The organism is Rhizobium sp. P2_G9 (assembly GCF_056403475.1).
Genome location: NZ_JBFUFK010000078.1, coordinates 1 through 23,332, shown reverse-complemented (window position 1 = coordinate 23,332; position 23,332 = coordinate 1). Strand labels below are relative to the sequence as shown.

The 23,332-nt window shown below is 61.1% G+C and carries 21 protein-coding genes; 12 read left to right on the top strand and 9 right to left on the bottom strand.

Annotation, left to right across the window (positions count from 1 at the left end):
• Positions 1–290: 290 nt before the first annotated feature.
• Positions 291–740, bottom strand: coding sequence for a GatB/YqeY domain-containing protein (locus AC1DYF_RS37960; protein WP_477883788.1), 450 nt, complete (start codon positions 738–740; stop codon positions 291–293).
• Here AC1DYF_RS37960 and AC1DYF_RS37955 point away from each other — a divergent pair.
• A complete protein-coding gene (locus AC1DYF_RS37955; RefSeq protein WP_477883786.1) occupies positions 739–933 on the top strand; it encodes a hypothetical protein in 195 nt (64 codons plus the stop codon). The genes AC1DYF_RS37960 and AC1DYF_RS37955 overlap by 2 nt on opposite strands.
• A gap of 57 nt (positions 934–990) precedes the next feature.
• Complete coding sequence (gene carA / locus AC1DYF_RS37950) at positions 991–2,193, top strand: glutamine-hydrolyzing carbamoyl-phosphate synthase small subunit (protein ID WP_477883785.1); 1,203 nt, start codon at positions 991–993, stop codon at positions 2,191–2,193.
• A gap of 35 nt (positions 2,194–2,228) precedes the next feature.
• Here carA and AC1DYF_RS37945 read toward each other — a convergent pair whose 3' ends face one another.
• The 5 genes from AC1DYF_RS37945 to AC1DYF_RS37925 form a co-directional block, all read right to left on the bottom strand.
• Complete coding sequence (locus AC1DYF_RS37945) at positions 2,229–3,623, bottom strand: MATE family efflux transporter (protein ID WP_477883784.1); 1,395 nt, start codon at positions 3,621–3,623, stop codon at positions 2,229–2,231.
• Positions 3,624–3,713: 90 nt separating this feature from the next.
• The gene (locus AC1DYF_RS37940) at positions 3,714–5,009 is read right to left on the bottom strand and encodes a TCR/Tet family MFS transporter (RefSeq protein WP_477883783.1); all 1,296 of its coding nucleotides are present in this window, start codon (positions 5,007–5,009) and stop codon (positions 3,714–3,716) included.
• 153 nt (positions 5,010–5,162) lie between these two features.
• Positions 5,163–5,813 (bottom strand): LysE family translocator, encoded by a 651-nt coding sequence (locus AC1DYF_RS37935; RefSeq protein WP_477883781.1) that lies wholly within the window; start codon positions 5,811–5,813, stop codon positions 5,163–5,165.
• An 87-nt stretch (positions 5,814–5,900) separates the two neighbouring features.
• Positions 5,901–6,812: a KPN_02809 family neutral zinc metallopeptidase gene (ypfJ, locus tag AC1DYF_RS37930; RefSeq protein ID WP_477883780.1), complete on the bottom strand. Its 912-nt coding sequence runs from the start codon at positions 6,810–6,812 to the stop codon at positions 5,901–5,903.
• A 59-nt stretch (positions 6,813–6,871) separates the two neighbouring features.
• Entirely contained in the window at positions 6,872–7,405 is a 534-nt protein-coding gene (locus AC1DYF_RS37925; protein ID WP_477883779.1) for a DUF2306 domain-containing protein, read from the bottom strand.
• A gap of 91 nt (positions 7,406–7,496) precedes the next feature.
• Here AC1DYF_RS37925 and AC1DYF_RS37920 point away from each other — a divergent pair, with 91 nt between their 5' ends.
• A complete protein-coding gene (locus AC1DYF_RS37920) occupies positions 7,497–8,327 on the top strand; it encodes a LytTR family DNA-binding domain-containing protein (protein ID WP_477883778.1) in 831 nt (276 codons plus the stop codon).
• A 220-nt stretch (positions 8,328–8,547) separates the two neighbouring features.
• Positions 8,548–10,953, top strand: a complete 2,406-nt coding sequence (locus AC1DYF_RS37915; protein ID WP_477883776.1) for a methyl-accepting chemotaxis protein — start codon at positions 8,548–8,550, stop codon at positions 10,951–10,953.
• Between the two features lie 68 nt (positions 10,954–11,021).
• Here AC1DYF_RS37915 and AC1DYF_RS37910 read toward each other — a convergent pair whose 3' ends face one another.
• Positions 11,022–12,644 (bottom strand): ABC-F family ATP-binding cassette domain-containing protein, encoded by a 1,623-nt coding sequence (locus tag AC1DYF_RS37910; protein ID WP_477883774.1) that lies wholly within the window; start codon positions 12,642–12,644, stop codon positions 11,022–11,024.
• A 261-nt stretch (positions 12,645–12,905) separates the two neighbouring features.
• Here AC1DYF_RS37910 and carB point away from each other — a divergent pair, with 261 nt between their 5' ends.
• From carB to AC1DYF_RS37890, 4 genes are all read left to right on the top strand, one after another.
• Positions 12,906–16,394, top strand: coding sequence for a carbamoyl-phosphate synthase large subunit (carB, locus tag AC1DYF_RS37905; RefSeq protein WP_477883772.1), 3,489 nt, complete (start codon positions 12,906–12,908; stop codon positions 16,392–16,394).
• Positions 16,395–16,448: 54 nt separating this feature from the next.
• On the top strand, positions 16,449–16,730 hold the full coding sequence (locus AC1DYF_RS37900; protein ID WP_477883790.1) for a type II toxin-antitoxin system RelE/ParE family toxin: 282 nt from the start codon (positions 16,449–16,451) through the stop codon (positions 16,728–16,730).
• Positions 16,702–17,022 (top strand): HigA family addiction module antitoxin, encoded by a 321-nt coding sequence (locus tag AC1DYF_RS37895; protein WP_477883770.1) that lies wholly within the window; start codon positions 16,702–16,704, stop codon positions 17,020–17,022. The genes AC1DYF_RS37900 and AC1DYF_RS37895 overlap by 29 nt, the downstream gene beginning before the upstream one ends.
• A gap of 70 nt (positions 17,023–17,092) precedes the next feature.
• The gene (locus AC1DYF_RS37890) at positions 17,093–17,959 is read left to right on the top strand and encodes a hypothetical protein (protein WP_477883768.1); all 867 of its coding nucleotides are present in this window, start codon (positions 17,093–17,095) and stop codon (positions 17,957–17,959) included.
• Positions 17,960–18,025: 66 nt separating this feature from the next.
• Here AC1DYF_RS37890 and AC1DYF_RS37885 read toward each other — a convergent pair whose 3' ends face one another.
• Positions 18,026–18,376: a hypothetical protein gene (locus AC1DYF_RS37885; RefSeq protein ID WP_477883766.1), complete on the bottom strand. Its 351-nt coding sequence runs from the start codon at positions 18,374–18,376 to the stop codon at positions 18,026–18,028.
• Positions 18,377–18,567: 191 nt separating this feature from the next.
• On the bottom strand, positions 18,568–19,122 hold the full coding sequence (locus AC1DYF_RS37880; RefSeq protein ID WP_477883765.1) for an SRPBCC family protein: 555 nt from the start codon (positions 19,120–19,122) through the stop codon (positions 18,568–18,570).
• Between the two features lie 338 nt (positions 19,123–19,460).
• Here AC1DYF_RS37880 and greA point away from each other — a divergent pair, with 338 nt between their 5' ends.
• The 4 genes from greA (at position 19,461) to AC1DYF_RS37860 (ending at position 23,108) form a co-directional block, all read left to right on the top strand.
• Positions 19,461–19,937 carry a transcription elongation factor GreA gene (gene greA, locus AC1DYF_RS37875; RefSeq protein ID WP_477883763.1) on the top strand — a complete coding sequence of 159 codons (477 nt, stop codon included), beginning with the start codon at positions 19,461–19,463 and terminating at the stop codon, positions 19,935–19,937.
• Positions 19,938–19,942: 5 nt separating this feature from the next.
• Positions 19,943–20,989: a glycosyltransferase family 4 protein gene (locus AC1DYF_RS37870; RefSeq protein WP_477883761.1), complete on the top strand. Its 1,047-nt coding sequence runs from the start codon at positions 19,943–19,945 to the stop codon at positions 20,987–20,989.
• Positions 20,990–21,198: 209 nt separating this feature from the next.
• Positions 21,199–22,173: a thioredoxin-disulfide reductase gene (trxB, locus tag AC1DYF_RS37865; RefSeq protein ID WP_477883759.1), complete on the top strand. Its 975-nt coding sequence runs from the start codon at positions 21,199–21,201 to the stop codon at positions 22,171–22,173.
• 38 nt (positions 22,174–22,211) lie between these two features.
• Positions 22,212–23,108 (top strand): LysR family transcriptional regulator VtlR, encoded by an 897-nt coding sequence (locus AC1DYF_RS37860; protein WP_477883757.1) that lies wholly within the window; start codon positions 22,212–22,214, stop codon positions 23,106–23,108.
• The last annotated feature ends 224 nt before the right edge of the window (positions 23,109–23,332 follow it).

The following is a 23,332-nucleotide window of genomic DNA, read 5'->3' as shown; positions in this document are numbered from 1 at the left end:
ATACCAAGTGTCGATGATATGAACCTATTGCGCCGGGCGCTTTTGGCTTCCGGCTAGGAGCAAACCGCAGTCGGACCCGCCGGTCCGGCGAGGATTTTCGACGACGTCCGGAAGCCAAAAGCGCCCGGCCCGCAGGGTGACCCGGAAATCGGCCACCGGGGGCGTCAAAATCCTCGACCGATGCCAAGGCACGCTCTGCGGTATTTTCCTACCCGGATGACCGTTTCCGGGTCACGCAATAGGTTCATATCATCGACACTTGGTATTACAGCAATTCACAGGTCATAAAGTCAACCGAGCAGTGCCTTGATCTGCCCGGACGCCTTGCCGAAATCGAGCTGGCCCGGGTAACGTTCCCGCAGCGTCGACATCACCTTGCCCATGTCTTTGATGCTCGCCGCACCGGTCTCGGCGATGATGCCCTTGATGATTTCGATCACCTCGGCTTCCGAAAGTTGCTTCGGCATGAACTCGGAGATGATGGCGATCTCCTCGCGCTCCTTGGCCGAAAGCTCTGGCCGCCCGCCATCGTCGTACATCTTCGCCGATTCCTCGCGCTGCTTGACGAGTTTCGACAAAAGCTGGGCGATGTCGCCGTCGGTCACGGTCGGGTCGGCCTTGGTGCGGCTGGCGATGTCGAGGTCCTTGATCGCAGCCTGGACCATGCGGATCGTCGAAACCCGCGCCGTTTCCTTGGCCTTCATCGCCTCCTTGAGGGCGGTCATCAGTTCGTCGCGCATGGCAGGATTCTCCAGGATTTCTGGCGCTTATGCCGAGAGAATGTGGAAAAAGCAATGCGGCATCGACAAGTGCCTGATTTACCTTCACATTTATTTCACACATGCGACCCTTCGCACATTGACCGGCGACCGCCCGCTGACTATTTTCCGCGCCAACAGCAAGAAAGGGGAAAATCCTGGCGGCGCGGAGTGATCCGAGCGCGTTTTCCTGCGAGCACGAGGCGGACAGATCCCGCCGGAACGGAGCGACATGAGCACCTCACCCTGGACCATCGACAAGCCCACAGCCCTTCTCGTCCTGGCCGATGGCACCGTCATCGAAGGCAAGGGCGTCGGGGCCGTGGGCCGAACCCAGGCAGAGGTCTGTTTCAACACGGCGCTGACCGGATATGAGGAAATCCTCACCGATCCCTCTTATCTCGGCCAGATCGTCACCTTCACCTTTCCGCATATCGGCAATATCGGCACCAATGAGGAAGACATCGAGGACCTGACGCCAGCGGCCCGCCACGGCGCGGTCGGCGTGATCTTCAAGGCCGACATCACCGACCCTTCCAACTACCGGGCGCAAAAGCACCTCGACACCTGGCTGAAGGCGCGCGGCATCGTCGGCATGTGCGGTATCGACACGCGCGCGCTGACCGCCTGGATCCGCGAGAACGGCATGCCGAATGCAGTGATCGCCCATGACCCGAATGGCATCTTCGACATCGACGTGCTGAAGGCCGAGGCCAAGGCCTGGAGCGGCCTGGTCGATCTCGACCTCGCCAAAGTCGCTTCATCCGGCCAGTCGTCGCAATGGACGCAAAAGCCCTGGCTGTGGAACGAGGGCTATTCCGACCTCGCGCCTGAAGATGCGAAATACCACGTCGTCTGCCTTGATTTCGGCGTCAAACGCAACATCCTGCGCCTGTTCACCGGGCTCGACTGCAAGGTCACCGTGATGCCGGCGACGACGACGGCCGACGAGGTGATGGCGCAGAAGCCGGATGGCGTTTTCCTGTCGAACGGCCCGGGCGACCCGGCCGCCACCGGCATCTATGCCGTGCCGACCATCCAGTCGCTGCTCAAAACCGATCTGCCTGTCTTCGGTATCTGCCTTGGTCATCAGATGCTCGGCCTGGCGCTCGGCGGTAAGACCGAAAAGATGCACCAGGGCCATCACGGCGCCAACCATCCGGTCAAGGATCACACGACCGGCAAGGTCGAGATCGTCTCAATGAATCACGGCTTTGCTGTAGATGCGAAATCGCTGCCCGATGGCGTAGAGGAGACGCATGTGTCGCTGTTCGACGGCACCAATTGCGGTCTGCGCCTCACCGGCAAGCCGGTCTTCTCCGTGCAGCATCACCCCGAGGCCTCGCCCGGCCCGCAGGACAGCCACTATCTCTTCCGCCGCTTCATGAACCTGATCAAGGAAAAGAAGGGCGAGCCGGCAATCGCCGAACGTTGATCTGCTGACGAAGCAAGCCTTTGGAAGGCGGCCCCTCAGGCCGCCTTTTGCATGCGCGATACAAGGATGAAATATCGCCCAAGCAGCAGGACCGACGCTGCGGCAAGGCCGCAGAGAAAACCGATCCAGACCCCAATGCCGCCGAAACCGGCATGGAAGGCGAGCACATAGGCGAGCAGAAAACCGATCGCCCAATAGGCAATCAGCGCCAGGATCATCGGCACGGTCGTATCCTTGATGCCGCGCAGCAGGCCGGCACCGATCGCCTGCAGGCCATCGACAARCTGAAAAATGCCGGCAATCACCACGAGACCGCTGGCATAGGTCAGCACCGCATCGGCATCGGGCTTGGATCGATCGAGATAGAGTGAAGCGAGTTGTGTCGGGTGGGTGGCATAGACGATGCCGCCGATCAGCGAACAGGTCATCGAGATCACCACCACGACCAGCGAAGCGCGCACCAGCGCCTGATGATCGCCCGCCCCTGCCGCCATGCCGACGCGCACCGTTGCGGCCTGCGCCAGCCCGAGCGGAATCATGAAGGCGACGGAGGCCCATTGCAGCGCGATGCCATGGGCTGCCAGCTCCACCGTGCCGATCCGGCCCATCAGCAGCGAGGCAACGGTGAACAGGCTGACTTCGGCGAGAATGGTGAGGCTGATCGGCAGGCCGAGGCGGAAAACTTCCCAGAGCACATAGAGATCGATCCGCCAGAAGCGGACGAAGATTTCGTAGGCGCGCAGTGCCGCGCTGCGTTCGATATAAACAATGGTCAGCACCAGGCCGAGAATATTGGCCGATAGCGCCACGATCGAAGCACCGAACATGCCAAGCGCCGGCAGGCCGAAATGGCCGAGCACGAGGCTATAGGCACAGACGGCATTGAAGACGAGAATGATCAGCGTCACGTAGAGGATGAAGCCGGCACGGCCGACGGCGCTCAGAAAAGAGCGCAGCACCATGAAGGCAAGGCCGGGAAACATGCCGAGGCCGGCAACGTGCAGATAGTCGCCGGCAAGCTTGGCGATATGCGGGTCCTGTCCGGCAAAGACCAGCACGCTCTCGGCATGGTAAATCCCCGGGATGGTGAGCGCCGAAAAGCCAAAGACGATCCAGAGCCCCATGCGCACCGACCTACGCACCTGCATCTTGTCGTCCTGCGCCACCGCATGCGCGGCCAGCGGCACGACGGCAGTGGCAAAGCCGGAGCCGAAGATGAACAGCGTGAAGAAATACTGGCTGGCGAGCACCATCGCCGCGAGCTCGGCCGTGCCGAGACGGCCCATGATGAAGACGTCGGTGACATTGATGCCGAGCTGGGCGAGCTGGGCACCGATCAGCGGAATGCCGAGCACAAGTGTCTGGACGAAATGGCTTTTCCAGCCATTGTCCACGATCACCTGTTGCCGATGGTGCGCAATCTCTTCCACGTCTCCTCCAACGCTGCCTTGCGCTGATACCGGACGGCGACCGCAAACGCCAGACGCGCTGGCGATCCGTCTCAACTATTCATAGCAGTATCAATGCCCGTGATAGGTCGCTGGTTCAGCCATTGGGATCGCCGGCCGTCGCACTTTCAGGACGAAGATGATCAGGCCCGCGATCGTCATCAGCGCCGCCGCGGCATAAGGCGCGCCAGGAAAATGCACCGGCGCCTGGGGCGCGGTGAAGGTGCTGAACAGATAGGAGAACAGGAACGGGCCGACAATCGAGGTGATGCTCGACAGGCTGTTCAGCGTGCCCTGCAACTCACCCTGCATCGACGGCGGCACACCGGCCGCCGAGATCGAGCGCAAGGCGGGATCGGTCATGCCTTCCAGGCAGGCGACGGCGATGACGACGAACACCATCCATCCCTGCCAGGCAAAGGCATAGCCAAGGAAACCGACCGCGCAGAAGATCAGCCCGACGATCGCCGTCGTCCATTCACCATAGACCTTGACGAAGCGCGGCAGGACAACCCCCATGATGAAGGCGCTCAGCACGCCGAACGTTCCCAACGACAGGCCGATCATGCCCTGGCTCCAGCCATAGCGGTAATTGGCGACATAGGGCCAGGCGATGGGATAGACGACATGCGCAAACCAGAACAGAAACATGACGCCGACAACCGAACCGATGCCCTTGTAGTTGCGCATCTGCAGGAGCCCGCCCAGCGGATTGGCGCGCTTCCATTCGAACTTGCGACGATGCTCGGCGTCCAGTGTTTCCGGCAGGAAGATCATGCCGACCAGGAAATTGAGGAAGGCGATCAGCGCCGCCATATAAAAGGGCACGCGCGGCCCGAGCTCGCCGAGCAGGCCGCCGATCACCGGTCCGATGGTAAAGCCGACGCCAAAGGAGATGCCCACCAGGCCGAAATTCTTGGCGCGGTTCTCGTCCGTCGAAATGTCGGCGACATAGGCCGAGGCTGTGGCATAGCTCGCGCCGGAAATACCGGCCAGAACCCTGCCGATGAACAGCATCCAGTAGCTGCCGGCCACCGCGCAAATCAGATTGTCGATGGCAAAAGAGAGCACCGAGGCAAGCAGGATGGGCCGCCGGCCGAAACGGTCGCTGACATTGCCGATGAAGGTGCCGAACAGGAACTGCATCGCCGAATAGACGATGAACAGCCAGCTGCCCTCGACGACGGCTTGCGTGGCGTCAGCCCCGGTCAATTCCTTTAGATAGGCCGGCATGACGGGCATGATCAGCGCAATGCCCATCATATCCATCAGCACGATAAGGAACACGAGCGCCAGCCCGCGACGGGCGCGTTTTTCGTCAATCATGTCTGGTCTCACGCCGTTTTCCGGCCGCAAAGACCAGAACATAAAAGGAACGATTTTCTCTAACCGAAAATTTGACCTTCTTCAAGTCAGCTTGGTCAAAAGCGGCCAGCCGAAGCGCCAAAAATTCTGATGTCATACATCAACCATTCTGACTGCTGCGTCGGCGCTTACACCAAACAGAACCTGCAAAGCCTTCTACTTCCTATGATTTCCCGCGAATGCCGCCGTCAGTCCGAGGCCAATGAACGTGACGCCGCTGATATAACGCTCGAATTTCAGATAGCCCCTGTTGCGCTTCAACCAATTGCCGGCGGTCCCGGCAGCGAACGCATAGCAGCCGTCCGTCATCAGACCGATCGCCGTGAAGAGCACGCCAAGGAAAGCGATCTGCATGGCGACATGGCCACGGCTCACATCAACGAACTGCGGCAGGAAGGCCAGGAAAAACAGTGCTGTCTTGGGGTTCAGGAGATTGACGACGAAACCGTCACGGAAAACGCGACGATGGCTATGCCCTGATGCCGTCACCTCGACATCGTTGGCACTGGTCCGGCCAAGGATTTTCCTGAGGCCGAGCCAGATCAAATAGGCAGCACCGGCATATTTGACGATGCTGAAGGCAAGCGCCGACGAAGCGAGCACGGCGGACAATCCAAACGACGCCGCAGCGACATGGACGAGCGTTGCCGTATGAATTCCGAGGATCGAATACAATCCCGCAAGTCTGCCCTGCTCGACCGAGCGCCCGACAAGATAGAGAACGGCTGGACCCGGAATGAGAAGCAACACAAGAGCGGCGCTGACGAACAGCCCGATATTCGCAATGCTAGGGGTAATGATTTCCACGGCGTCCCCTCCCAGGATTAGTGCCGGGAAGGATATAGTGCTCCGGCCTATGCATCGGTAGGCCTGTCTGTCGGAATTTCGCCTCTATCAGAGTTGCCCTGTCGACGTGTCGCAGTCCGTGAGCTTGCCGCTGTCGAAACCGCGCTTAAACCAGCGCATACGCTGCTCAGACGTGCCATGAGTGAAGCTGTCGGGCACGACATAACCCTGCGCCTGCTTCTGCAGGTTGTCGTCTCCGATCTGGTTGGCGGCGTTGAGCGCGTCTTCGAGGTCACCCTTGTCGAGCAGGCCCCTTTGCTTGGTGAACTTGCCCCAGATGCCGGCAAAGCAGTCCGCCTGCAGTTCGATCCGAACGGAAGCGGCATTGGCCTGGCTCTCGCTCATGCTCTGGCGGGCGCGGTTGAAGCGCGGCAGGATGCCGAGCAGGTTCTGCACGTGATGGCCGACCTCGTGGGCGACAACATAGGCGTCGGCAAATTCGCCCGAAGCGCCGAAGCGTTGCGACATTTCCTGGAAGAAGGCCATGTCGAGATAGACCTTACGGTCATTGGGGCAATAGAACGGGCCGGTCGCGGCACTCGCCTGGCCGCAGGCCGAGGGATAGGAATTGCGGAACAACAGCAGCTTGGGCTCTTCATATTGCTTGCCCATCGACTGGAAAATGCCATTCCAGACGTCCTCGGTCTCGGCCAACATGGTCGCCACGAACGCCTTGGTGTCCTCCTCGCCGGCCGTGCTCTGGGTGGACGTGCTCTGGCTCTGCGTATAGCCTGGCGATTGCGTCTGGCCGTCGCCAAGCAGTTGCGTCACGTCGACGCCCATGAACCTGAGCACGATAACGACAATGATGATCAGCACGATCGAGCCGATGCCGCCGCGCCCGACCGGGACGTTGATCCCACCCTGGCGTCCGTTATAGGGGCTTCCCGGCGCCGATGTCGGGTCAGTGCCCCGCTCATCCTCGATATTACTCGATTGGCGGCGTCCTCTCCATTCCATAGGAAACTCCGGTTATCTGCCGATTTGTCCGGCGATTTAAGCAGATAACTGCGTCATGTTCAAATCCGTTCCACCAGCGGCCGCGTGAAAGCGCGCCGCCTTGCAGCAAGCCGCGACAGAATGAAGAGCAGGATTGTGATGCCGGCCATCGCGCCGAGAAGCATCAGAAGCCTCGAAAGCTCGGGGCCGAGATCCGCATAGGTGAACGCCACCTTGTTCATGATCCGGCCGGGCAGCAGCGTGAACAGCCCGGCGCCGACCACGCCGCCGAAATAAAGCCCCAGCATCTGCCGCTTGTGATCCTTGATCCGGCGCTGGCGCGCCGAACGATAGGCGAGCCATGCGGTAACCAGCACGAAGATCGAAACGAGGTGGATGGGGCTAAAGCCCATGAACAGATTGATCTGGTGGATGAAGAACGACGAAAGCGCAGCCAGGACCATCAGCCCCAGCCATACCCGCCCGACAAGCCGATGGGTCGGCGTGCCCTTGCGTGCCCAGAACATGTAGGGGCCGATGAGGGCTGCGGGAACGACGGTTGCGACATGGACCTGGATGGCGAGAGGGGCATCGAGAAGCGGCGCGAGGTTCATGGCCTTGTCCTGAAACAGTTGCAATTGCCACCGGCCTCGTCCATCTGTCTTTCCGCTTCAAGGAGATCTGCGTGGAGAGCGGAGGAAATTCGTGAACGGCGGCGTCGTGCAATCCACGCTTCGTGAACTGCAGACCATTGCGACATCGCATCGGCTCTGGATCACCTTCGGCGCGGTGGTTCTGCTCTTTGCGCTGACAGGCCCGTTCGGCACGCTGGAGGACCTGCGCTTCCTGCCGCGGCTGGGTTATTGGCTGAGCCTGCATCTCTTCGCCTGGACCACGGCGCTGGTTTTCTCCGTCCTGGGCGACGTCCTGCTCAGAAGCTTCCTGCCGGGCATGCTCATCCGGATGTTGATCGGTTCGGTCGTCGCGGCCATCCCGATCGGCGTGATCATCGAACTCTTCGGCTATGCCTGGTTCGGACACGCGCCGGCGGCCGTTACGATCGGCTCCGAAATGCTTTTTTCAGTGCCGCTCTGCGTCATCTTTTGCTTGATCACCTATATGGCGATGTCGAACGAGGCACTCGCTCGGCAGACGCAAGAGACATCGTCCGCGCCATTCGCGGGACCTGAGCAAGACGCCGCCCCGGCAACTGCTGCATCTGTCGAACCGCCGCCGCTCCTGCGCCGTCTGAAGCCGGAAAACCGCGGCCTCATCCTGCACATCGCCGTCGAAGATCACTATACGCTGGTCAAGACGAGCCGCGGCAGCGAGTTGCTTCTGCTCAGGTTCTCCGATGCGCTGGCGGAAGTCGGCGTGAGTCGCGGCCTGCAGGTCCATCGCTCGCATTGGGTCGCAGACGATTTTGTCGACACGGTAAAACGCGTGGATGGCAGGGCCGTTCTCAGGTTGGCGGACGGCACTGAAGTTCCGGTCAGCCGTACTTATGCTGCCGACGTTCGCGCCAGGCTTGAATAGCGAACGTATTTACCAACCATAGGCAGGCATTCCATCAATATAATCGTTTGATTCCAATCGTGCAGCGGTACTTCGCTAAACGCTAAATTAATTCGCACATAATACTTTTGGCAACATCGAGCGTTTCCCGGTCTGCACCTGCCTGCGTCGGTCACTGACCTTGATCGGGCGGATGCGCCGGAGGGACACGCCTCACCTATCGTTACAGGAGGGAATTCGCATGCTCTTCAAGTCGGCAACCAGCCGGAACATCTTTTCCGTCGCCGCCTGCGGTGTCGTGGCCACCATTGCCGCCTCCGGCGTGCTCTTCTGGGTCGCCTACAACGACGTCCGCGCGGGCAGCCTCGGTGAGATGCGCCAGATCGCCAGCGCCAATGCGCGCGACATCCAGGAGGTGATGCAGAACGCGCTGCAGACGGTGAAGAACATGGAGACGTCGCTGTCGGCGATGAAGGATGGCGGTCATCCCGACCGCGTCCAGGCCGACCTGCTGCTGAAGAACCTGCTGGAAGACAACAAGATCGCGCTCGGCACATGGACCGGCTGGGATCCGAACGCCTTTGACGGCAAGGACAAGGATTTCGTCAACAAGGAAGGCCACGACGCCACCGGCCGCTATATCCCCTATTGGGTGCATAGCGGAGACAAGATTCTTCACACACCGCTCACCGACTACGACAAGCCGGGCGCCGGCGATTACTACCTTCTCCCGCACGATCGTGCCAAATCGGTGATCATCGAGCCCTATTCCTATGCGATCGAGAGCAAGCAGGTGATGATGACCTCGATCACCACGCCGATCATGATCGACGGCAAGGCCGTCGGCGTCGCCGGCATGGACATGTCGCTCGATAACGTCAACAAGGCGCTCAACGCCGTCAAGCCGATGAGCACAGGCTATATTGCGCTGATCACGGCCGCCGGCAACATCATCAGCCATCCCGACGCTTCGCTCGGCGGCAAGACGCTGAAGGATGCCGGCGACAAGACCAAGGGCTGGGACGCGCTGATCGCCAATGCCGGCAAGGAATCGGAAACGGTCGGAATCGACGGTCAAGCCTATCTGTCGATCGCCTATCCGGTTAAACTCACTGATGATAACAACTGGTATGCAATCGTGTCGGTGCCGAAGGGCACGGTCTTCGCGCAGCTCCATACGATGATCTGGAGTGCCGCCGCGATCACGCTCGTCGCCGCCCTGCTGCTAGGCCTCGGCGGCTGGCTGATTGCCCGCGGCTTCATCGCCCGCATTACCGGCGTCATCGCCGCCACCCGTGAACTCGCCGGCGGCAAGCTCGACGTCGCGCTCAAGGATATCGACCGCAAGGACGAGATCGGCGACCTTTCCCGCTCGCTCGGCGTGCTGCTCGAAAGCAACCGTCGCAAGGTGGAGCTCGAAAAGGACGTCGAAGCGACGATGGCGCGCGAGGAGAACGAACGCAACGAGCGCTCACATATGCATCAGGCGCGCGAAGCGTCGATCAAATTCGCGGTGGAAGAACTCGGCGACGGCCTGGCGCGGCTTTCCAACGGCGACATGACCGTGCGGCTGGAAAAGCCATTCACCGAGCAACTCGACTCGATCCGCGCCAGCTTCAACGAAAGCGTCGAGAAGCTGCAGGCGGCCATGCTGTCCTTCTCCGAAAATGCCGTGACCATCCAAACCGGTTCCGAGGAAATCCGTTCCGCGGCCGACAATCTCGCCCGCCGCACCGAACAGCAGGCGGCCTCCGTCGAGGAGACGGCTGCGGCACTCGAGGAAATCACCACCTCGGTCAAGGATTCGACAGTCCGCGCCGAGGAAGCCGGCTCGCTCGTCGCCCGCACCAAGCAGGGCGCCGAACAGTCCGGCGCCGTTGTCCGCGACGCAGTCGAGGCGATGAGTGCCATCGAGCAATCCTCGCAGTCGATCTCCAACATCATCGGCGTGATCGACGACATCGCCTTCCAGACCAACCTCCTGGCCTTGAATGCCGGCGTCGAAGCCGCTCGCGCCGGTGAAGCCGGCAAGGGTTTTGCCGTCGTCGCCCAGGAAGTGCGCGAACTCGCCCAACGCTCGGCCACTGCGGCAAAGGAAATCAAAGCCCTGATCACCGCCTCCGGCCAACAGGTCAAACGCGGCGTCAGCCTCGTCGGCCAGACCGGCGAAGCGCTGACGGCCATCGTCACCCAGGTGCAGGACATCAACCGCAATGTCGAGGCGATCGTCCAGGCCGCCCGCGAGCAATCGACCGGCCTTCAGGAAATCAACGCCGCCGTCAACCAGATGGACCAGGCGACCCAGCAGAACGCCGCCATGGTGGAGGAGTCCAACGCCGCTTCGCACACGCTGGTGACCGAAGTGACGTCGCTGTCGTCGCGGCTCGGCCAGTTCGAGCTCGGCGGCGGTACAAGAGTAGTGCGCGCCACCGCCCAGCACCAGTCTCGCCCGGCCGCACACGCCCCGGCCCGCCCGGCTATCCAGCCCGCCGCACGCCCCGCGCCGCGCGCCACGGCGCCTGCGCCAGCGACTGCGCAGGCCCGCCCGGCAGCATCTCCCGCTCGTGCTCTCGGCAACAAGCTCGCCGCCGCCTTCTCGTCGGCACCGGCCGCTTCGCCATCGGGCGGAGATTGGGAAGAGTTCTGATCCGAACCGATATCACCGGACACAAACGGCGGGCATTGCCCGCCGTTTGCATTTGAAAGAGGGTTGCATCAGCCGTGCAGCCCCGGCGCCTCGTRGCCTGAGCGCGCCACGTATTCCGTGTAGCCACCATTGTACTGATGGATGCCTTCCGGCGTCAGTTCCAGCACCCGGTTGGACAGCTCGGCGAGGAAATGCCGGTCGTGGCTGACGAACAGCATCGTACCTTCATAGTCGGCCAAGGCCTTGATCAGCATTTCCTTGGTATCGAGGTCGAGATGGTTGGTCGGCTCGTCGAGCACGAGCAGGTTCGGTGGATCGAACAGCATGCGGGCCATGACCAGCCGCGCTTTCTCGCCGCCCGACAGCACCCGGCACTTCTTCTCCTGGTCGTCGCCGGAAAAGCCGAAGCAGCCGGCCAGCGTCCTGAGCGCCCCCTGCCCCGCCTGCGGAAAGGAATCCTCCAGCCATTGAAACACCGTGCGGTCGCCATCGAGCAGGTCCATGGCGTGCTGGGCGAAATAACCCATCTTGACACTCGCCCCGATCGTGACGCTGCCCTGGTCAGGGTCTGCGGAGCCCGCCACCAACTTGAGCAGGGTCGACTTGCCGGCCCCGTTTACGCCCATGATGCACCAGCGCTCGCGCCGGCGGATCATGAAATCCAGCCCCTCATAGATGACTTTGCTGCCATATTTCTTGTGGACGTTCCTGATATTGACCACGTCTTCGCCTGAGCGCGGCGCCGGCAGGAAGTCGAAGGCGACTGTCTGCCGACGCTTCGGCGGCTCGACGCGTTCGATCTTTTCGAGCTTCTTCACCCGGCTCTGCACCTGCGCGGCGTGGCTGGCGCGCGCCTTGAACCGCTCGATGAACTTGATTTCCTTGGCGAGCATCGCCTGCTGGCGCTCGAACTGTGCCTGTTGCTGCTTTTCGTTCTGCGCCCGCTGCTCGGCATAGAATTCAAAGTCGCCGGAATAAGTGGTCAGCGAGCCGCCATCGATCTCGATGATCTTGTTGACGATGCGGTTCATGAACTCGCGGTCGTGCGAAGTCATCAGCAGCGCGCCGTCATAACCCCTCAGAAACTGCTCCAGCCAGATCAGGCTTTCGAGATCGAGATGGTTGCTCGGCTCGTCGAGCAGCATCACGTCGGGCCGCATCAGCAGGATGCGGGCCAGCGCCACGCGCATCTTCCAGCCGCCCGAAAGCGCGCCGACATCGCCATCCATCATTTCCTGGCTGAAGCTCAGGCCATCGAGCACTTCCCGCGCCCTGCCGTCCAGCGCATAGCCGTCGAGTTCCTCGAACCGCGCCTGCACTTCGCCATAGCGCTCGATGATCGCATCCATCTCGTCGGCCCGGTCGGGATCGACCATCGCCGCCTCGAGTTCACGCATCTCCGCCGCGACGGTGCTGACCGGCCCGGCGCCATCCATGACCTCGGCCACGGCGCTACGGCCGCTCATCTCGCCGACATCCTGGTTGAAATAGCCGATGGTGATGCCCTTGTCGGCGGACACTTGCCCTTCGTCAGGCAGTTCCTCGCTGGTGATCATCCGGAAGAGCGTCGTCTTGCCGGCGCCGTTCGGGCCGACAAGCCCGATCTTCTCGCCCCGGTTCAAAGCCGCCGAGGCTTCGATATAGAGAATGCGATGGCTGTTCTGCTTGCTGATGTTTTCGATACGAATCATAGTCTCAACTGGTTCCGAACGCGTTTTTCGGCGCGCTTATGTCACGCGAGCATGTCGCTGTCACGAATGGGCCGCTCGGCCTTCGCGGGAATGGTAAAGACTGATCCGTGAATTGCGGAAAAAACTTGTGCGGACGGGGTTCCGCTTACCGACACATTTCCCTATAAGGCCCACCTAGCCTTGAGAAACGTCCCCTGCACCCGGCCGGTAGATTACCGTCAGCCGGCCTTTGCTGCAGGCGAAGATTAGATGGAAGTATAGATGCCGAAGCGCCAGGATATCAAATCGATCCTCATCATTGGTGCCGGCCCGATCGTCATCGGTCAGGCCTGCGAATTCGATTATTCCGGCACCCAGGCCTGCAAAGCGCTGAAGGAAGAGGGCTACCGGGTCATCCTGGTCAATTCCAACCCGGCGACAATCATGACCGATCCGAACCTGGCGGATGCGACCTATGTCGAGCCGATCACGCCCGAAGTCGTCGCCAAGATCATCGCCAAGGAACGCCCGGACGCACTTCTGCCGACCATGGGCGGCCAGACGGCCCTCAACACAGCACTGTCGCTGCGGCGCATGGGCGTGCTCGACCGCTATAATGTAGAGATGATCGGCGCCAAGCCGGATGCCATCGACATGGCCGAGGACCGCGCACTGTTCCGCGAAGCCATGGCCCGCATCGGCCTCGAAACCCCGCGTTCCATGCTCGCCAATGCCACCGAGATCAAGGATGCCGACCGCCGCAGCCACGAGACCGAACGCGCCAAGCTGCGCGGCGAGCTCTCCGGCGATACCCTCGACCAGGCGCTCGATGCCCTGGAAAACAAATGGAACCTCGGCGAAAGCGACCGCAAGCAGCGCTATATGAACCATGCCCAGGCGCTCGCTGCCCAGGCGCTGGATTCTATCGGCCTGCCGGCGATCATCCGCCCGTCCTTTACGCTGGGTGGCACTGGCGGCGGCATTGCCTATAACCGCTCGGAATTCTTCGACATCGTCTCGTCCGGCCTCGATGCCTCGCCCACGACCGAAGTGCTGGTCGAGGAAAGCGTGCTCGGCTGGAAGGAATACGAGATGGAAGTCGTCCGTGACAAGGCGGACAATTGCATCATCATCTGCTCGATCGAGAACATCGACCCGATGGGCGTCCACACGGGCGACTCGATCACCGTGGCGCCGGCGCTGACCTTGACCGACAAGGAATACCAGATCATGCGCAACGCCTCGATCGCGGTGTTGCGTGAGATCGGCGTCGAGACCGGCGGCTCCAACGTCCAGTTCGCCGTCAATCCCGACAATGGCCGCCTTGTCGTCATCGAGATGAACCCGCGCGTGTCGCGCTCCTCGGCGCTGGCCTCGAAGGCCACCGGCTTCCCGATCGCCAAGATCGCGGCCAAGCTCGCCATCGGCTATACGCTCGACGAACTCGACAACGACATCACGGGTGGCGCCACGCCTGCCTCGTTCGAGCCGTCGATCGACTATGTCGTGACCAAAATCCCGCGCTTCGCCTTCGAGAAATTCCCCGGCGCCTCGCCGGTGCTGACCACGGCAATGAAGTCGGTCGGCGAAGTCATGGCCATCGGCCGCACCTTCCAGGAAAGCCTGCAGAAGGCGCTGCGCGGCCTCGAAACCGGCCTGACCGGGCTCGACGAGATCGAAATCCCCGGCATGGCCGAAGGCGACGACCACAATGCCATCCGCGCCGCCATCGGCACGCCGACGCCCGACCGGCTCCGCCAGGTAGCGCAGGCGTTGCGCCTCGGCATGAGCGAGGAAGAGGTTCACGACGGCTGCAAGATCGACCCGTGGTTTATCGCCCAGATCAAATCGATCGTCGATATGGAAATGCGCATCCGCGAGCATGGCCTGCCGGAGGACGCAACCAACCTGCGCATGCTCAAAGCCATGGGCTTTTCGGACGCCCGCCTCGCCACCCTGACCGGCAAGCGGCCGAAGGAAGTCGCCGAAATCCGTAACCAGCTGAACGTGCGCCCCGTCTACAAGCGCATAGACACCTGCGCCGCCGAATTCGCCTCGCCGACCGCCTATATGTATTCGACCTATGAGACACCCTTCGTCGGCGCCGCCCGCACGGAAGCGCAGGTTTCCGACCGCAAGAAGGTGGTGATCCTCGGCGGTGGCCCGAACCGTATCGGCCAGGGCATCGAGTTCGACTATTGCTGCTGCCACGCCGCCTTCGCGCTGAAGGATGCCGGCTTCGAAGCGATCATGGTCAACTGCAATCCGGAGACGGTGTCCACCGACTACGACACCTCCGATCGCCTCTATTTCGAGCCGCTGACCGCAGAAGACGTCATCGAAATTCTCAAGATCGAGCAGGAAAAGGGCGAACTGCTGGGCGTCATCGTTCAGTTCGGCGGCCAGACGCCGCTGAAGCTTGCCGATGCGCTGGAGCGAGCCGGCATTCCGATCCTCGGCACCGCCCCTGACATGATCGACCTCGCCGAGGATCGCGATCGTTTCCAGAAGCTCTTGATGAAGCTCGACCTCAACCAGCCGAAGAATGGCATCGCCTATTCGGTCGAACAGTCGCGCCTCGTCGCCACCGAGATCGGCTTCCCGCTGGTCGTACGCCCGTCCTACGTGCTCGGCGGTCGCGCCATGCAGATCATCCACCAGGAAAGCCAGCTCCAGACCTATCTGCTCGACACCGTGCCGGAACTGGTGCCGGAAGACATCAAGGCACGCTATCCGAACGACAAGACCGGCCAGATCAATACCCTGCTCGGCAAGAACCCGCTGCTGTTCGATAGCTATCTGTCGAACGCCATCGAAGTCGATGTCGACTGCCTGTCGGACGGCAAGGACGTCTATATCTGCGGCATCATGGAGCATATCGAGGAAGCTGGCATCCATTCCGGCGACTCGGCCTGCTCGCTGCCGCCGCGGACGCTGCCGAAGGACACAGTCGACGAGCTCGAAGTGCAGACCAAGGCGCTCGCCAAAGCGCTCAATGTCGGCGGCTTCATGAACGTCCAATACGCCATCAAGGACGGCGTGATCTATATTCTCGAAGTCAATCCGCGCGCCTCGCGCACGGTGCCCTTTGTGGCGAAAACCATCGGCGCGCCGATCGCCAAGATCGCTGCTCGCGTCATGGCCGGCGAGACGCTGGACACAGCCTTCAAAGCGTACGTCCCCACCCGCCCCGATCCGCGCAATCTGAAACACATCGCTGTCAAGGAAGCTGTGTTCCCCTTCGCCCGCTTCCCGGGCGTCGACACGCTGCTCGGCCCGGAAATGCGCTCAACCGGCGAAGTCATCGGCCTCGACACCGACTTTGCGCTGGCCTTCGCCAAGAGCCAGCTCGGCGCCAATGTCGAACTGCCGCGCTCCGGCACGGTGTTCGTCTCGGTGCGCGACAGCGACAAGGAGCGCGTGCTCCCGGCCATCCGCATCCTCAACGACATCGGCTTCAAAGTCATGGCGACCGGCGGCACACAGCGCTTCCTCTCTGACCATGGCATCCAGTCGACCAAGATCAACAAGGTGCTGGAAGGCCGGCCGCATATCGAGGACGCCATCCGCAATCGCCAGGTCCAGTTGGTCATCAACACGACCGACGGCAACAAGGCGATCTCGGATTCGAAATCGCTGCGTCGTGCCGCGCTGATGCAGAAGGTGCCGTACTACACGACGATGTCCGGGGCGCTCTCGGCGGCGGAGGCGATCCGGGCGCTGAAGGCAGGCAATCTGGATATCAAGCCGTTGCAGGCTTATTTCGCGTAACGCTGGATATAACGCGTTGCGCTATATGACGCAACGCGTTATAGTCGAGGCGCGATCAAGAGTTTCGCGGATCAGGAAACCGAGCTGATATGGTCGGGCAGGCGGAGCAGAAAGCTACCGCCCGATATACAGAATATTGCGCTGAGAAAGCTCCGCATACTCAACCAAAGCAAGACGCTGCCAGATCTTCGCGTGCCGCCGGGCAATCGGCTGGAGGCTCTCAAAGGCGATCGAGCAGGCCAGTTCAGCATTCGTATCAACGACCAGTGGCGAATATGCTTTACCTGGAATGATGGAGGTGCCGAAAATGTCGGGATCGTCGACTATCATGACTGACGATGAATTGCTGCATAATCCCCATGCGGGCGAAATCCTGCTCGAGGAATTCATGAAACCCCTTGGCATCAGCCAGAACGCATTGGCGCGCGCAATTTTCGTTTCTCCACGCCGGATCAACGAAATTGTCAATAGCCAGCGGGCAATGACCGCCGATACCGATCTCCGGCTCGCACGTTTCTTTGGCATGTCGGAAGGCTATTTTCTCGGGCTTCAGACGGATCACGACCTGATGCAGCGACGTCGGCTGATAGCGGCAGAGCTCGAAAAGATCGAGCCGCGGGCCGCCTGATGAGTTAGTGGGCCATCCGCGGCTCCGATAACGATAGACCCGAAATCTTCGGCTACGGTAGGGCCTACGCATGACCGCATCCTCCCGCACGATCGCCCAGGATATCGGCCTATTCGTAGTCCTGGCGCTATTTGCCAACGTCTTCTTCACGATTTCCGCCGGCCGCGCCTCTACGGAAGACCTGATCGACGGTTTCTATCTGATCGCGATCGTTCATATCCTCGCATCGCTCTACAACGGCGTTTTCGATCGCGTCCGCAGTGCCACATGGGTCATCCTGATCCTCGGCTGGACGGTGGCTGAAGTCCTGAGCTTCATGCGCCATGTCTTGCCGAAGGGACAATTGCTGTTCTGGCTGGCCGCCAATGCGCCATGGGCGATGTCGATCCTGGAGCAACTGGCCATGTCACCGTGGATTTTGCCGAACGTACTCCTGGTACTGCTCGCAATCGATGTGCTTTTCGCCCACTACGGCCGCTGGCGGACTCGCCGATGGGTCTGGCTCGCGGCCCTGGTCATCGTGGCTGCTGCGACCGGGTTGCTCCTCGGCTTGGCGCTCGCGCACTTCTTGCCGCCGCGCGAGCCCGAGCCCGCGACGTTTGCCATCGTGCCCTCATGGCACGTCCTGCCCTATTTCTCGCTCATGCGGAGCGTGCCGGACAAGACGGCTGGTCTCGTCATTGCCTTCCTTGCGGTCCTGGCTCCCGGTCTGTGGCCGTGGACGAAGCCGAGCGCCATGGCAGGTATAGGGCGCTGGCTCTGGTTGATCGCGTGGCTGACTTTCGTCGCGGCATTTCTGGGGCTCGGTTATTTGGGTGCGCAGCCGCCTGACACGGAGGTCGTGGTCGCCAGCCAGATCCTGGCCGTCTATTATTTTGCCTTTCTTCTCCTCATTCCGATCGCACTGCGGCGCGTGCATTCGCCTGTTGCTGGATGACGGAAAACCGGATTCCCAGTCGCAACTGGAAATCCGACGTTTCAAACAGGGATCGGACCGGTATTGTCAGCGGCAAACGCGCTCGAACACGATATGGACGCGATCCCAGCCGTCGACATAGCGGTGCTTCTGAACGAAGCAGACCGGAGCGTCATAGCGCCACGGACGACCGCGCCAGGCGTCGTGGTCCCAGCCATTGTGGCGCCAATGGTCGCGCCGCCAGCCGTCATGGCGATTTTCCGAACGCCAGTCATTGCGGTGATCGTTGTCGCGCCAGTCGCGGCGCTGGTCGTTCTGGTGCCAGCCGTGATGGCGCCATTGATCGTTGTCGCCATTGCGGTCGTCGGCGAGTGCCGTGGTGGTCAGGGCAGCGGTGGCGACGAGGGCGGCGAGAGCGGCAGAAACAATCTTTCTCATATCTTCCTCCGACAGAGACGCGGGTTATTCGCGTTGTCCCCGTAATAGGATGCCGCGATTGAACTCGCTCTGAACGCCTCGTTCACCTGCCAGACAGCAACATGGCGGCCCTGCCACAGTTGTCCCGCCTCGCCGCGAAAAAGGCGACCCAAAGGCCGCCTTCCACCACAATCGACATTGTATTGCCATCGTCAGCCGGAGTCGCCCTCCGGCCGCTCAGCCGCCGCCTTCATCGCGGCAAGCCCCTTTTCGAAGTCGCGGCCGATCATCTTGTCCATGTTCATGACGATGCCCATCATCTTGAGCATGAGATTGTTGACCCCAGTCATTTGCCAGGTGACATTGGTCCCCTCGCCCGCCGCAACGAGCGTGAACACCGTGCGGTTTTCAGCGGCGAAGGGTTTGAGGAAATTGAGCTTGATCTCGATCCGCGAAAAGGGTTCGGCGGCGATGATCTCCATGCGGCCGGCTCCGACCTTCTTGTTGCCTTCCCACATATAAACAGCGCCGGGACCAGCCTCCGCGCCGGCCATGGTTTTTGCCATCGCGGGATCGAGCTTCTCCCATGGCGACCAGGCCGGCCAGCGTCGGAAATCATTGATCAGGCCATAGACGCGCGCGGCAGGCGCCCGGATCGAGATGGACCGTCGGATCGAAAACTCGTTCGGCTTGGTCATCGCGAAGATGACCAGCACCAGAATGAGCAACAGCACGATGACAAAGATATAGAGCAGGACGTTGAGCACGAGGAGCCTCCTGAAGACACGAGCCCAGAGCACACAATCTAAGGCCGCTTCCGGAGGCGGCAAAGTCTTTTCTGGAGCACTTTGAGCCTCAGTGCTCGCCGAATTTGCAACGTCTGTCCAGGCTCAGTCCAATCCGCTTACGGGCGTTCTCTGGCGATACCGGCAAATTGCGTCTCGCGGGATCCCGCCCGCCGATAAAATAATTTTCTCGCAATTGCCGCTCCACTTCTGTTATAAAGGGAGAATTGGTTTGCGGACGGTTCGGAAGCTCACGCTTCTGGGACCGTTTTCTTTTTGTGCCCGCTGGGATTGGGCGCCGAATGCTGAGGACGATGGAAATGGTAGATAAAGTGCCGATGACGCAGTCTGGCTTTGTAAAGCTGAACGAAGAACTTCGCTGGCGTCAGCAGGAAGAGCGTCCCCGGATTATCGAAGCGATTGCCGAAGCGCGCGCCCATGGCGACCTTTCGGAAAATGCCGAATATCATGCTGCCAAGGAAGCCCAGAGCCACAATGAAGGCCGCGTCAGCGAGTTGGAAGACTATATCGCACGCGCCGAAGTTATCGATCTTTCGAAAATGTCCGGTGACAAGATCAAGTTTGGCGCTCGCGTGAAACTCATCGACGAGGACACCGAGGAAGAGAAAACCTATCAGATCGTCGGAGACCAGGAAGCCGACGTCAAATCCGGCCGGATTTCGATCTCGTCGCCGATCGCGCGCGCCCTGATCGGCAAGGAAGTCGGCGATTCCATCGAGGTGAATGCGCCCGGCGGCTCCAAGGCCTATGAAGTGGTCGGCATCACCTGGGGCTGAGCCCCTTGCCCGACATCGATGACATCGAGGTGATCGCGCCGCATTTCAAGCGCAGGCTTTCGGGCGTCACCTCGACGGTCATCCAGCTCGTGCCACGCCAGGTGGCTGCGGGCGTCAACATCGCCACCCTCGGCCCCGGCCTGCCGGACACGCTGCCGAAGATCGGTTTCCTCGATCTTCTGAAATGCTGGAGGCGGCCGAAAACTGGCCGTCCACGCATCTGGCACGCCCGCCGCAACAACGAGATGGTCGTCGGCGTGTTCTTGCGCGACGTGCTGCGCATGCCCTTCAGGCTGATCTTCACCTCGGCCGGCCAGCGCCGCCACACCCGCTTCACCAAATGGCTGATCCGGCGCATGGACGCCGTCGTGGCGACCAGCGGCCGCTCCGGCTCCTTCCTCGACGTGCCCCATACTGTCGTCATGCACGGCGTCGACACCGCCCTCTTTCATCCGCCGCAGACGGAGGCCGACAGGTTCGCAGCAGCTGGTCTGCCGGGCCGCTACGCGGTTGGCTGCTCAGGCCGCGTCCGCCATCAGAAGGGCACGGACCTGTTCGTCGAGGCCATGCTGGCGCTTCTGCCAAAATATCCGGACTGGACGGCGGTGATCACCGGCTGGATTGCGCCGGAGCACCAGAAATTCGCCGGCGACCTAAAGGCGAAGATCAGTGCCGCAGGTCTGAGCGATCGCATCGTCTTCCTCGGCGAAGTCGATGACGTCAGAATCTGGTATCGGCGCTTCTCACTCTTCGTTGCCCCGTCGCGCAATGAAGGTTTCGGCTTGACGCCGCTCGAAGCCATGGCCTCGGAAACGGCCGTCGTCACCAGCGATGCCGGCGCCTATGCCGAAATGATCTTGCCTGGCGAGACGGGCATGGTGGTGCCGGCCGGAGACGCGCTCACTGAGGCCATCGAGCCCTATCTCGCTGATCCGGAACGCGCCAAGACACATGCCGCCAAGGCGTTGATACATGTGCGAGAAACCTTCGACATCGGCAACGAGGTCGGGGGGCTGGGCCGCGTCTATGCGGCGGTATGGTCCAGGGGCTGAGAGCCGATCGACACCGCATCCAGACCACATGCGCCGGCCCCAAATTTGTGATCGGTTATACTTTGGCCCATTTTGCTATGCATAGATGACATGAATGAGCCGTAATTCAGTGGATAACGAATTGCACTCTTGAATATCACCCTCGTCCATTCATACATAAGTGCCGGTTTTCTACCGCGGGGCGCGGTGTTTTGCGTAGGGTTTAAGTCATGTCAGCACGTCATACCAAGGTCTTGATCATCGGTTCTGGCCCGGCGGGTTACACCGCCGCCATCTATGCAGCGCGTGCAATGCTGCAGCCGGTGCTGATCGCCGGCCTCGAACAGGGTGGCCAGTTGATGATCACCACCGATGTCGAGAATTATCCAGGCTATGCCGATCCGATCCAGGGTCCGTGGCTGATGGAGCAGATGCTGGGCCAGGCCAAGCATGTCGGCGCCGAGATCGTCAACGACCTCGTGACCTCCGTCGACCTGTCGAGCCGGCCCTTTCATGCCACGACCGATTCCGGCCAGGAATGGATCGCCGACACGATCGTCATCGCCACCGGCGCCAAGGCCAAGTGGCTCGGCATCGATTCCGAGAAGAAGTACCAGGGCTTTGGCGTTTCCGCCTGCGCCACCTGCGACGGCTTCTTCTATCGCAACAAGGACGTGATCGTGGTCGGCGGCGGCAATTCCGCCGTCGAGGAGGCGCTCTATCTCTCCAACATTGCCAAGTCGGTCACGGTCGTGCACCGTCGCGATTCCTTCCGTTCGGAAAAGATCCTGCAGGAGCGCCTGTTCCAGCGCCAGAACGTCTCGGTGCTGTGGAACAGCGAGATCGCCGAGATCACCGGCGAGCAGTTGCATCCGCCGATGCCGGCATCGGTCACCGGCGTGGTGATCCGGAATACCCGCACCGGCGAACTCACTGCGCGCGCCATCGACGGCCTGTTCGTGGCCATCGGCCATGCGCCGGCCACGGAACTGTTCACCGGCCAGCTCCGGGCGAAGCCGAACGGCTATCTCTGGACGGCGCCGGATTCGACGGCGACCAATGTCGAAGGCGTGTTCGCCGCCGGCGACGTCACCGACGATACTTTCCGGCAGGCGATCACCGCCGCCGGCATGGGCTGCATGGCGGCGCTCGAAGCCGAGCGCTACCTGGCCGGACATTTGCACGTCGCCATCGCGGCGGAATGAAGAGAAGCTGCAAAGGCTCTTTTGAGGGGTAATGAAGCGTGTCGCTTGACTGGGACAAATTGCGTATTTTTCATGCGGCTGCGGAGGCAGGGTCGTTCACCCACGCTGCCGAGAAGTTGCATCTGTCCCAGTCCGCCATCAGCCGCCAGGTGAGCGCGCTGGAATCGGAAATCAACACAAAACTCTTCCATCGCCATGCGCGCGGCCTGATCCTCACCGAACAGGGCGAATTGCTCTACCGTACCGCCCACGACGTGCTGATGAAGCTCGAATCCGTCAAGGTGCAGCTGACCGAGACCACCGAAAAGCCGACCGGCCGGCTGCGCATCACCACCACCGTAGGCCTCGGCCAGGGCTGGCTGACCGACAAGGTGCAGGAATTTCTCAGCCTTTATCCGGATATGCAGGTGCAGCTGATCCTCGATAACGAGGAACTCGACGTCAACATGCGCCATGCCGACTGCGCCATTCGCCTGCGCGAGCCGCAGCAATCGGACCTGATCCAGCGCAAGCTGTTCACCGTGCATATGCATGTCTATGCCGCGCCCTCCTATATCAGCAGGCACGGCGAGCCGCAGACGCTGGAAGAACTCGACAACCACCGCATCATCACTTTCGGCGAACCGGCGCCGAATTACCTGCTTGATGTCAATTGGCTGGAGACGGCCGGACGGCCGGACGATCATCCGCGTTCGCCGGCGCTGCAGATCAACAGCCTCACCTCGATCAAGCGCGCCGCGCTGCTCGGCATCGGCATCGCCATGCTGCCGGACTATATCGTCGGTCGTGACCCCGGCCTGGTACAGCTCGTCACCCATGCCGACGTGCCGTCCTTCGACACCTATTTCTGCTACCCGAGCGAACTCAAGAACGCCGCCAAGCTCAAGGTTTTCCGCGATTTCATCGTCGCCAAGGCGCGCAACTGGAATTTCTGACACGCTATTGCTGCGGTCGATCTGCAACGACTTGGCACGTTGCGAAAAACCGATGCGATGTCCCGCGTCACCTAACCCGAATATCTCACACTATGTTGGTGCATCGGGGCTGAGAATCTGAGAAAGTTGTTTTACCAGAACGACTTAACTCAGGTTCAAAGGAATCCCCGATGCCGGCAGAGTGTAGCGCAAAATCATTCGAATTTGCCAGCATTGAATCGCGT